The organism is Cellulomonas triticagri, from assembly GCF_003696205.1.
Classification (GTDB): domain Bacteria; phylum Actinomycetota; class Actinomycetes; order Actinomycetales; family Cellulomonadaceae; genus Cellulomonas; species Cellulomonas triticagri.
This window is the reverse complement of record NZ_RFFI01000048.1, coordinates 21,013-30,959: the sequence shown is the minus strand read 5'-3', so window position 1 is coordinate 30,959 and position 9,947 is coordinate 21,013. Positions and strand designations below refer to the sequence as shown.

Sequence of the window (9,947 nt, the reverse complement as noted above, 5' to 3'; positions counted from 1 at the left end):
GGCGCTGCCCGGGTCGTCCGCCGACGCGCCCGACCCGACGTGCGTCCGGACCGTCCGCGCGGGCGTGGTGCTGCACGACGGGATCGGCTGACCCCGGGCGGTCCGCGACGACCCCGCGTGCGCCGGCCGCCCCGCGCGTCCCGGGCGCGCCGGTCATGCGAGCGGGTGACGCGCGTCCGCCGTCCGGGTGTCCCGCCTCATCCGCTCGCCCGGACCGGGGCGCCTGCGGACGGCGCCGCGGCCCGACACCGACACGCCGGACGACACGCCGACGCCCTCCCGCCTTCGCGACAAATCGGACAGATTCCGCACGGCGCGTGACCTCGGTCGACGCCGGTGACCAGGCCCGGCGCCCCCTTGACACCCCCGGTCGTTCCGATAGGTTCTCGGACGTGGTCCGGACCACATCCCGTCCCGCGGAACCCGCGACGAGGAGCCCGGACCGCGTCGGGCCCCGGCCGGGCCCGCGTGCTCATCAGAGAACGCCCAGCGCCTCGCGGTGCTGTGCGGTACGAAGGGCACGCGGGCCGGTCGGTCGGCCGATCACCCACGTCGGTGCCGTACCCTGGCGCGGTGCCCGCACGTGACCCCTCCCGCTGGTGGAGCGCGGTCCTGGCGCTCCTGGGTGGCCTGCTGACCTGGTCCGCCTTCCCCGACCTCGGCTGGTGGTTCGCCGCCGCACCGGGTGTCGCCCTGCTGTTCCACGCGATGCGCCGCGACAGCGCCCGCTGGAACGCGCTGCTCGGGTTCGTGTGGGGCCTCGCGTTCTTCGTGCCGCTGCTCACCTGGGCCGACGACGCCGTCGGCGTGGTGCCGTGGCTGGCCCTGTCGGTCGCCGAGGCCGGGTTCATCGCCCTGCTCGGCGCGGCGTGGTCGTGGGCGCGGCGCGGCGAGGCCGTGTGGCGCCGGGCGTCCCTGCAGCTCGTGGTGTTCACCGTGCTCTGGGTGGCCGTCGAGGAGCTGCGGTCGATGTGGCCGTTCGGCGGGTTCCCGTGGGGCCGCCTGGCGTTCTCGCAGTCCGACGCGCCGCTCATCGGCCTGGCCCGGCTCGGCGGTGCGCCGCTGGTGTCGGCGGTGGTCGTCGCGTCCGGCGTGGCCCTCGCGCTCGCGTGGTCCGCGGCCCGCCGGTTCGCGCTGCTGCCGACCCTCGGCCGTCTCGGGCTGGCGGGCGCGATGCTCGTCGTCGGGCTGCTCGTCCCGCTGGGCACCCGCGCCGAGGACGGCACGCTGACCGTCGGCGCGGTGCAGGGGAACGTCGCGGAGCCCGGGCTGCACGCCTTCGACCAGCGCCGCGAGGTCCTCGACAACCACCTCGCGGGCACGTACGCGCTGCTCGACCAGGTGCAGCCCGGCGACCTGGACCTGGTGCTCTGGCCGGAGAACGGCACCGACATCGACCCGCAGGTGGACGCGTCCGCCGCCGCGGACATCGACGCCGCCGCGCAGGCCGTCGACGCGCCGCTGCTCGTCGGGACCATCGAGTACCCGGAGACCGGCGGCCGCTACAACACCTCGCTGCTGTGGGAGCCCGGCGTCGGCCCGGTGGCCCGGTACTCCAAGCAGCGCCCCGCGCCGTTCGCGGAGTACATCCCGATCCGCGAGATCGTGCGCCCGTTCTCGTCCGCCGTGGACCTGGTGCAGAACGACATGATCGCCGGCACCGAGCCCGGCGTGGTCCCGCTCGAGTCCGAGCGGTTGGGTCGCACCGTGCAGATCGGTGACGTCATCTGCTTCGAGGTCGCCTACGACGGCATCGTGCGGGAGGCCGTCCGCGAGGGCGCGGAGATCCTCGTCGTGCAGACCAACAACGCGTCCTTCGGGTTCTCCGCGGAGTCGACGCAGCAGCTCGCGATGTCGCGCTTCCGCGCGGTCGAGCTCGGCCGCGCCACCGTGCAGGTCTCCACCGTGGGCGTCAGCGCCGTGATCGCCCCGAACGGCGCCGTCGCGCAGGAGACCGAGCTGTTCACGCCCGACCAGATGGTCGCGCGCCTGCCGCTGCGGCAGTCGCTGACCCCGGCGGCGCGGCTCGGCGCCTGGCCCGCCGGGATCGTCGGGGCGCTGGCCGTCGTCATGACCGTGGCCGGCATGGCCGGGGCCGCCCGGATCCGCCGCGCCGATCGACCGGAGGGCGCCGCGTGACCGCCGACCGGCCCGGGGCCCCCGGGCAGGGCGCGCGCGTCCTCGTCGTCGTCCCGACCTACGACGAGCGCGCCAGCCTGCCGCGCGCGCTCGCCGCGCTGCGCGAGCACGTCCCGGACGCCGACGTCCTCGTCGTGGACGACGCGTCGCCGGACGGCACGGGTGCGCTCGCCGAGGACCTGGCCGCGCGGGACGCGGACGAGCGGGGGCGGCGTGCGTTCCACGTGCTGCACCGCGCGGGCAAGCAGGGGCTGGGGACCGCGTACGTCGCGGGGTTCCGCTGGGCGCTGGAGCGCGGGTACGACGTCGTCGTCGAGATGGACGCCGACGGCTCCCACCGGGCCGAGGACCTGCCGCGCCTGCTCGCGCGCGTGCCGGACGCCGAGCTCGTCATCGGCTCGCGCTGGGTGCGCGGCGGCCGCGTCGTGAACTGGCCGCTGCACCGCCAGCTGCTGTCGCGCGGCGCGAACGTCTACGCCTGGATCGCCATGGGCCTGCCGGTGCGGGACGCCACCGCGGGCTTCCGCGCCTACCGGGCGAGCACCCTCGGCGACCTCGCGCTCGACACCGTCGCGTCGCACGGCTACTGCTTCCAGATCGACATGGCCTGGCGGGTGCTCGGCGTCGGCGGCCGGGTGGTCGAGGTGCCGATCACGTTCGTCGAGCGCGCCGAGGGCCGCTCCAAGATGAGCCGGTCCATCGTCGTGGAGGCGCTGGTCAAGGTCACCGTGTGGGGTGCGCACCACCGGGTGCAGCAGGTGCGCTCGCTCGCCCGGCGGCTGCGCCGCGGTTGATCTGCGGCTGACCCGCAGCCGGCACGGGTAAGAACACGGGGAGACGACGACGGGCCCGTCACCCCGGTGGGGTGGCGGGCCCGTGCGTGCGGCGTGCGGGTCAGGCGCTGCGGCGCAGCTTCCCGGCCCGGAGCAGCTCGAGGCGCTCGTCGAAGAGCTCCTCGAGCTCCTTCATCGTGCGCCGCTCCAGCAGCATGTCCCAGTGCGTACGCGGGGGCTTGGTCGCCTTGGGCTCGGGCTTCGAGGCGTCCCGCAGGAGCGCCTCCTCGCCGCAGCGGCACTCCCACACCACCGGGACCTCGGCCTCGACCGAGAACGGCAGGATGATCGTGTGCCCGTTGGGGCAGTCGTAGTACGCCTGGAGCCGGGGGGCGAAGTCGACGCCCTCGTCCGTCTCCATGCTGTGGGACCCGATGCGCATACCGCGCAGGGACCGGTTCGACATCAGGGACCTCCGTGCCTTGACGTACAGACGTAGTGCTTACTCAGTGGGGGACAACGTCCGGGGACCGTTCAGTGTTCCAGTCTGGCGTGAAGGTCCCGTGAACGCGCGGCGGGGGCCGGGGGCGGGCGGCACGCGGCCCGCGCGAGCGGCGTCCGGGCGCCGCTGGACGTGGCCCGGACCCGTCGCGCGCTGTCGCGTCCTCGGTCCCGGCCTCCGCGCCGTGGTCCGGCCGTCGGTGACGACCGGACTCCTCGAAGGAGCCATCATGCCAGGTCACCCGGCGCGGGTCACGCGTGGGTGCGCTCCACGGCCCGCCGCACGAGGTCCGCGGTGCCGAGGCCCTCGTGCCGCCAGCGCCGCTGCTGGCTCGCCCCGTTGCCCCGCGCGAGCAGCGCGGCGAGGTGCTCGTGGACCCAGGCAAGATCACCCGCTGCCGCGAGCGCGGGCGTGACGTGCCGCACCAGCGCGGCCACGGCCTCGCCCGCCGGGACCGGGCGCCCGTCGAGCGGGCTCACCAGGTCGCCGTCGAGGCCCGAGCGCGCCGCCCGCCACGTCGCCACGCGCAGCGCCTCCGTGCGGGGCTGCGGCCCGAGGTCGGTGTCGGGTCCGAGCGCCGTCTCCGCCAGCGCCCGCACCAGGGCGCCGAGCAGCACCGCGTCGGCGGGGTCCAGGCACACGTCCCCGACGCGCACCTCGACCGTGGGGTAGCGGACGGACAGCCGTGCGTCGAAGTAGACCATCCCCGCGTCCAGGATCGTCCCGCTCGCCACCAGGCCGTCGACCGTCTCCCGGTAGGTCGCCGCGTCCCCGAACGGCGCCGTCGGGCCTGCCGTCGGCCAGCGGCCCCAGATCTGCGACCGGAAGCTCGCGTACCCCGAGTCCTCGTCGTGCCAGAAGGGGCTGTTCGCGCTCAGCGCCAGCAGCACCGGATTCCACCGCCGCAGGTGGTCGACCACCCGCACGCCCTCGTCGTCGTCCGCGACCTCCACGTGCACGTGGCAGCCGCTGGTCAGCTGGTCCCGTGCCGTCTGCGCGAACACCGCCGCGATGTCCTGGGCCCGGCGGTTCAGCACCACCGTCGGGTCGGCCGTCCGCGGGGAGGTCGCCAGGGCCGCCACACGGGCGCCGGCGTGCCGCGCCGACGCGTCGGCCTGCCACCGGCCGGCCCGCACCTGCTCCAGCAGGTCCCCGAGGTCCGTGCACGGGTGCGTCGAGGTCTCGACCTGCTCCTCGGCGAACTCCTTCTCCAGCGCCCCGCCCGGCCGGTCGGGGTCGTCGTCGCCGTCCTGCGCGCTGGCGTGCTGCAGCACCGCCGCGGCCACCGCCCGGGGCGCGCCCTCCTCGTCCACCAGCAGGAACTCTTCCTCGACACCGATCGTCCGCACGCTCGCAGTCTGACCGCCGCGCGGGCCGCTGTCCTGCGGTGGGAGGTCAGGGCGCCGGGCGGGTGGCCTTCCCGTCGAGCCACAGCGTGTCGGACTCGTCGCGGTGCGACCCGGTCGTCCCCACGTGCTTGCTGCCGATCGTCGGGCCCTTCGTGATGACGTGCACCAGCGCCATCGCGTGCCCGCGCCCGAGGCCGTAGTCCTCCGCGAGCCACGCGACGATCGTGCCCGCCTTCACGCCGGGCTCGGCGAACCCGCGGGCCTGCGCCTCCTCGACCAGCGCGCGCGGGGTCTTGCCGGTCTTGTCCTCGATCGCGTCGAGGTACGCCTGGAACGACATGACCCCATGATGGCGCCCGGGACGCGCGCTGTCAGGGCCCTCGCGCGGTCAGGACCCCGCGCCGTCAGGACCCCGCGTCCTCGCCGAACCGCTGCTCCCACATCGGGTGGTCCTCCAGGTCGGCGACCTCGCCGGTGCTGCACGTCATCTCGGCCCACATGCTCATCTGCGTCATCGCGCGCCGCTGGTCCGTCGACATCGCCGTGAAGTACGCGGTCTCGTCGTCCCGGTCGCCCTCGAGCCACGTCTGCATCGCCGCCACCGTGTCCACCGCCTGCTGCGGCGCGCCGGCCGGGGTGCCGGAGTCCGCGAGCGCCTCCGCGGCGGCGACGTGGTCGGCCATCTCGGTGGACTCCATCGACACCCAGAACGCGTCCATCGCCCCGCAGTAGTCCTCGACCGAGGCGTCCGTCGGCGGACCCGAGGAGCACGCGGCGAGGCCGGTGACCAGCAGCAGGGTGGCGGGCAGGGTCGTCATCGCTCGGCGGTTCACGCGGCCGACGCTAGGCACGGCGGGCGTCCGTCGGGTGAACGCGACGCGTCGAACCGGACAAATGCGACAGGCCCCTGCGGGGGATGCCGCCCCGAGCCCGCCGGGTACGGCCCTCGGTAGCCTCGCGGGATGAGCGCCTGGCAGACCCGCACCTCCCGGACCGTCTACGCGAACGCGTGGATCGAGGTGCGGGAGGACGCCGTCACCCGACCCGACGGCGGCGAGGGCGTCTACGGGGTCGTGCGGCTGCGGCACCCCGCGGTGTTCGTCGTGCCCGTCACCGACGACGACGAGGTCGTGCTCGTCGAGGTCGACCGCTACCCGACCGGGCGGCGGTCGCTCGAGGTCCCGGCGGGCGGCTCGGACGGGCAGGACCCCGTCGAGGCGGGTCGCCGCGAGCTCGCGGAGGAGACGGGTCTCGTCGCGAACACCTGGCAGGACCTCGGGGAGGTGCACTCGCTCAACGGCGTGTGCGACGCGCCGGGGCGGGTGCTGCTCGCGCGCGGCCTGCGGCCGGGTGCCGCCACCGGCCAGGCGGAGGAGGGCATCGTCGCCACCCACCGGCTGCCCTGGGCGCGGGTGCTCGACCTGGTGGCGGACGGCACGATCACGGACAACGAGTCCATCGCCGCCCTGATGCGCGCGGCGATCGCGCTGGGGCGCGTGCGCTGACGCCCGCGCCCGGGCCGGTCAACCCGCGTCGGTCAGCCCGGGATCTCGGTCAGGGTGCGCTCGATGCCGTCGAGCCGACGCTCGATCGCCTCGAGCCGGGTGAGCACCTCGTGCCGCGCGGGCCCGTGGGTGATCTCGGCGACCTTGCGACGGTGCTTCAGCACCGTGTCCACGACCTGCGCGGTCGTGCCGAACACGATCGCGGCCAGGATGATCCACACGAACCAGGGGATGTACTCCATGCTCAGCTACCTTCCTCGGGGCTCTCGGCGACCGCCCGGGCGACGGTCGCGGGGGTGACGTGCAGGTCGAACGGGACGACCTCGAAGTGCCGGAGCGCCTTGCCGTCCGGTGACACGGAGTGGTGGCCGACCACGAGGCCGGCCTGCTCGAGCCGGGTCAGGTGCCCGTAGAGCAGCGGCCGGGACATGCCGACCCGGCGCGCGAGCTCGCTGACGTGCACGCTCTCCCGGCCGAGCTCGGCCAGGACCCGCAGCCGCTGCGGGCTGGCGAGCGCGCCGAGCACCAGGGTCAGGTCCGCCACCGTCACCTCACACCTCCACCTGTCAGTCGCAGGTTACAGGAGGGGCGGCGACGGAGGAAGGTGCTGGTCAGGGTGACGGGCGACGCGGGCGAGGTGCGTCGGCGGTGCGCCTCGTCGCGGGCGTCGCGCGTCAGGCGCGGGGCGTGACGGACGACGCGTCGCGGTCGGGCTCGCCGACGAGCTCCGCCGACCGGGTCCACAGCGCGCTCGCCAGCGCGGCGTCCCGGGCCTGGGGGTTCAGGCGCCGCGCCGGGCGGCCGCGCTCCAGGTAGTCGCCGGACCGCCAGTTCACTCCCGGCGTCGTCGTCGCGAGCCGGACCAGGGTCCGCGCACCGCGCTCCGGCGACGTCATCAGCCACCGCGCGAGCCCGGTGTAGAACCCGCGCATCACGCTCGGCGACGACGCGGCGAACCCGGTCGCCACGATGCCCGGGTGGAACGCGGCCGCGGACAGCCCCGCGCCGTGGAACCGCCGGTGCAGCTCGACGGTCATGAGGATGTTCGCGAGCTTCGCCGTGCCGTACGCCTGGTGCGCCGTGGCGGTCGTGTCCGTGGCGACCTCGTCCAGCCGCAGGTGGCCGAACAGCCGCGCCCCGACGCTCGACGTCTGGATCACCGACGCCCGCGACGCGACCAGCACGTCGAGCAGGCGGGTCGTCAGCAGGTAGGGCGCCAGGTGGTTCACCTGGAACGTCCGCTCGAAGCCGTCCACCGTGGGCGTGGGATCGCCGAAGATACCGCCCGCGTTGTTCGCGAGCACGTCGATCCGGTCGTACGCGGCGAGCTCGTCCGCCAGCCGCCGCACGTCGTCGAGCACCCCGAAGTCGGCGAGGTGGAACGGCCCGCCGGTCTCGCGCGCCACCGCCGCCGTGCGCGCGGGGTCGCGCCCGACCACGACCACGTGGTGCCCGGCCGCGGCGAGGGCCCGAGCCGCGGCCGCGCCGATGCCGCCGCTGGCACCGGTGACGACGACGGTGCGCACGGTGCCCCCCGCGTGCGCGGGGGACGCGGATCCGGCGGTGGGGGTGCTCATGGGCCGACGGTACCGGCGGCGCGGTCCGCGGTCGCCTCGTCGCGCACCGCGTCGGGGTCCGCGGGGAACCCGCCCGAGCACCCGGCGACGACAGCGGCCACGGCGAGAGCGGCCAGGGCGGCATCGCGCCCGCGGCGCGGGCTCTCGCGTCTCATCCGCTCGGTGAAGCCCCGCCCGACCGCCCCCGCACGGCGGGGCACCGGCCCTACGCTGGTGGCATGCGCGACCACGTCGAGCACGACCCGCTGCGTACCGACCCCGCGGCGCTCGAGGACCTGCGCCGTCGGCTGCGGGCGACGCGGTGGCCGGACGCGCCCGAGGACGCGGGCTGGTCCGCGGGCGTCGACGTGGGGTGGCTGCGGGATCTCGTCGCGTACTGGGCGGACGGCTTCGACTGGCCCGCGCGGGAGGCCGCCCGGAACCGGCTGCCGCGGTTCCGCGTGCACCTGGACGGGCTGGGGGTGCACGTCGTGCACGCCCGGGCGGTGCCAGGTGCGGGGCCTGCGCTCCCGCTGCTGCTGTGCCACGGCTGGCCCGACTCGGGGTGGCGCTACGAGCGGCTCGTGCCGCTGCTCACCGACCCGGGTGCGCACGGCGCGGACCCGGCGGACGCCTTCGACGTGGTCGTGCCTGACATGCCGGGGTTCGGGTTCTCGGACACCCCGCGGGGCGCGCCCCTGGACTCCGTCGGGGTCGCCGGGCTGTGGGCGCGGCTGATGTCCGCCCTGGGGTACGAGCGGTTCGGCGTGTCCGGCGGCGACCTGGGCAGCCACGTCGCCCGGTACCTGGCCCTGGACCACGCGGACCGGGTGGTCGCGGTCCACCGGACCGACGCCGGGCTGCCGGTGTGGGCGGGGGACCCGGCCGACCTGTCCGACGCCGAGCGCACCTGGTTCGCCGACGTCGCCGCCTGGGGTGCGGCCGAGGGGGCGTACGCCGCCGTGCACCGGACCAAGCCCCAGACCGTCGGGGTCGGGCTCACGGACTCGCCGGCGGGGCTGGCGGCCTGGGTGGGGGAGAAGATGCGGGCCTGGGGCGGTGGGGACGAGCCCTTCACGCCCGACGACCTGCTGACCAACATCACCGGCTACTGGCTGACCGGCACCATCGCGTCCTCGATGCGGATGTACCGGGCGAACGCCGCCATCCCGCCCGCGCAGCTGGCGCGGCGGGTCGAGGTGCCGTCGGGGTTCACGCTGTTCGGCGAGGACATCCTGCGGCCGCCGCGGGCGTGGCTGGAGCGCACCGCGCACGTGGTGCACGTCGGCGAGCCGCCCCGGGGCGGGCACTTCGCGGCGTTCGAGCAGCCGGAGGTCTACGCGGCGGAGCTGCGGGACCTGCTCCGCCCCTTCCGGGTGAACGGTGTCCCGAATGTCTGATCTGCACCTTTAGGCTTCCGGACGTGACCCGACCCTCCCGCCGTGCCGCCCGTGCCGCCCGTGCCGTTCGACCCGTTCGACCCGCTCGCCTCGCGCTGCCCGCGCTCGCCGTGCCCGCCGCCGTCGTCCTCGCGGGCTGCACCGCGGACCTCGCCGCCGCGGCGGAGGACCCCACGGGTGTCCCGGCACGGTGGCTCGACGAGTCCGCCGACGGGTGGCCGGAGTCGGACGCGTTCGGGGCGCTGCTGCCCGTGGACGAGGACGGGGCACCGTGCCTGCTCACCGACGGCACCACCCTGCTCGCCGAGGACGCCGAGGTCACCAGCGCCGGGTGGGGGCCCTGGCAGGACGAGGACGACCGGGGCTCCTACCGGTACACCTGCCACCTGTGGGCACCCGACGTGCTCTCGGCCGAGGTGCGCCTGGTGCAGACCGCGGCGGACGCGGAGCTGACGGACGCGGTCGAGGAGTTCGTCGGGCAGCCGAGCACCGTCGAGCAGGACAACGCCGTCGAGACGGTGACGTCGCGCGGCCTCGAGGTGCACGTGCTCACCCGCTGGTACCCGACCAACCCGCAGGGGGAGTACCAGGCCCTGTACGCCGACCCGGCCTCCGGCGCGTTCGTCGTGCTCGAGGTGAATAGCCTGGACCGGGCGGACTTCGACGCGACCACGCCGCAGCGGGTCGCGGACGACCTCACCGACCTGCTCGCCCGCGGCTGAC

At 75.5% G+C, this 9,947-nt stretch carries 13 protein-coding genes; 5 read left to right on the top strand and 8 right to left on the bottom strand.

Annotated elements, in window-relative coordinates:
• Positions 1-573: 573 nt before the first annotated feature.
• Positions 574-2,139, top strand: a complete 1,566-nt coding sequence (gene lnt, locus EBM89_RS10235; protein ID WP_122149333.1) for an apolipoprotein N-acyltransferase — start codon at positions 574-576, stop codon at positions 2,137-2,139.
• Complete coding sequence (locus EBM89_RS10230; protein ID WP_122149332.1) at positions 2,136-2,933, top strand: polyprenol monophosphomannose synthase; 798 nt, start codon at positions 2,136-2,138, stop codon at positions 2,931-2,933. Before lnt ends, EBM89_RS10230 begins: the two co-directional genes overlap by 4 nt.
• 100 nt (positions 2,934-3,033) lie before the next feature.
• Here EBM89_RS10230 and EBM89_RS10225 read toward each other — a convergent pair whose 3' ends face one another.
• From EBM89_RS10225 to EBM89_RS10210, 4 genes are all read right to left on the bottom strand, one after another.
• On the bottom strand, positions 3,034-3,378 hold the full coding sequence (locus EBM89_RS10225; protein ID WP_122149331.1) for an RNA polymerase-binding protein RbpA: 345 nt from the start codon (positions 3,376-3,378) through the stop codon (positions 3,034-3,036).
• Positions 3,379-3,665: 287 nt separating this feature from the next.
• Positions 3,666-4,763, bottom strand: a complete 1,098-nt coding sequence (locus EBM89_RS10220; protein ID WP_369408641.1) for a carboxylate-amine ligase — start codon at positions 4,761-4,763, stop codon at positions 3,666-3,668.
• Positions 4,764-4,809: 46 nt separating this feature from the next.
• A complete protein-coding gene (locus tag EBM89_RS10215) occupies positions 4,810-5,103 on the bottom strand; it encodes a DUF4287 domain-containing protein (protein WP_122149330.1) in 294 nt (97 codons plus the stop codon).
• Positions 5,104-5,167: 64 nt separating this feature from the next.
• Positions 5,168-5,596 (bottom strand): hypothetical protein, encoded by a 429-nt coding sequence (locus tag EBM89_RS10210; protein ID WP_147463518.1) that lies wholly within the window; start codon positions 5,594-5,596, stop codon positions 5,168-5,170.
• A gap of 129 nt (positions 5,597-5,725) precedes the next feature.
• Here EBM89_RS10210 and EBM89_RS10205 point away from each other — a divergent pair, with 129 nt between their 5' ends.
• On the top strand, positions 5,726-6,268 hold the full coding sequence (locus EBM89_RS10205) for an NUDIX domain-containing protein (protein ID WP_122149328.1): 543 nt from the start codon (positions 5,726-5,728) through the stop codon (positions 6,266-6,268).
• Between the two features lie 32 nt (positions 6,269-6,300).
• Here EBM89_RS10205 and EBM89_RS10200 read toward each other — a convergent pair whose 3' ends face one another.
• The 4 genes from EBM89_RS10200 to EBM89_RS21210 all read right to left on the bottom strand — a co-directional run bounded on the left by EBM89_RS10200 (position 6,301) and on the right by EBM89_RS21210 (position 8,000).
• A complete protein-coding gene (locus tag EBM89_RS10200; RefSeq protein ID WP_122149327.1) occupies positions 6,301-6,510 on the bottom strand; it encodes a hypothetical protein in 210 nt (69 codons plus the stop codon).
• A 2-nt stretch (positions 6,511-6,512) separates the two neighbouring features.
• A complete protein-coding gene (locus EBM89_RS10195) occupies positions 6,513-6,812 on the bottom strand; it encodes an ArsR/SmtB family transcription factor (protein ID WP_233571659.1) in 300 nt (99 codons plus the stop codon).
• Positions 6,813-6,942: 130 nt separating this feature from the next.
• Entirely contained in the window at positions 6,943-7,845 is a 903-nt protein-coding gene (locus EBM89_RS10190; protein WP_122149325.1) for an SDR family NAD(P)-dependent oxidoreductase, read from the bottom strand.
• On the bottom strand, positions 7,842-8,000 hold the full coding sequence (locus EBM89_RS21210; protein WP_158609624.1) for a hypothetical protein: 159 nt from the start codon (positions 7,998-8,000) through the stop codon (positions 7,842-7,844). The genes EBM89_RS10190 and EBM89_RS21210 overlap by 4 nt, the downstream gene beginning before the upstream one ends.
• Positions 8,001-8,063: 63 nt before the next feature.
• Here EBM89_RS21210 and EBM89_RS10180 point away from each other — a divergent pair, with 63 nt between their 5' ends.
• Together EBM89_RS10180 and EBM89_RS10175 are read left to right on the top strand one after the other, a co-directional pair.
• A complete protein-coding gene (locus EBM89_RS10180) occupies positions 8,064-9,224 on the top strand; it encodes an epoxide hydrolase family protein (RefSeq protein WP_122149323.1) in 1,161 nt (386 codons plus the stop codon).
• A gap of 23 nt (positions 9,225-9,247) precedes the next feature.
• Positions 9,248-9,946, top strand: coding sequence for a hypothetical protein (locus EBM89_RS10175; protein WP_147463517.1), 699 nt, complete (start codon positions 9,248-9,250; stop codon positions 9,944-9,946).
• Position 9,947: the final 1 nt, after the last annotated feature.

What these genes read in the sequence shown, in the direction of transcription:
- EBM89_RS10215 (WP_122149330.1), bottom strand. Translation starts at nt 5,103, where the DNA reads ATGTCGTTCCAGGCGTACCTCGACGCGATCGAGGACAAGACCGGCAAG.
- EBM89_RS10225 (WP_122149331.1), bottom strand. Translation starts at nt 3,378, where the DNA reads ATGTCGAACCGGTCCCTGCGCGGTATGCGCATCGGGTCCCACAGCATG.
- EBM89_RS10180 (WP_122149323.1), top strand. Translation starts at nt 8,064, where the DNA reads ATGCGCGACCACGTCGAGCACGACCCGCTGCGTACCGACCCCGCGGCG.
- EBM89_RS21210 (WP_158609624.1), bottom strand. Translation starts at nt 8,000, where the DNA reads ATGAGACGCGAGAGCCCGCGCCGCGGGCGCGATGCCGCCCTGGCCGCT.
- EBM89_RS10200 (WP_122149327.1), bottom strand. Translation starts at nt 6,510, where the DNA reads ATGGAGTACATCCCCTGGTTCGTGTGGATCATCCTGGCCGCGATCGTG.
- EBM89_RS10205 (WP_122149328.1), top strand. Translation starts at nt 5,726, where the DNA reads ATGAGCGCCTGGCAGACCCGCACCTCCCGGACCGTCTACGCGAACGCG.
- EBM89_RS10190 (WP_122149325.1), bottom strand. Translation starts at nt 7,845, where the DNA reads ATGAGCACCCCCACCGCCGGATCCGCGTCCCCCGCGCACGCGGGGGGC.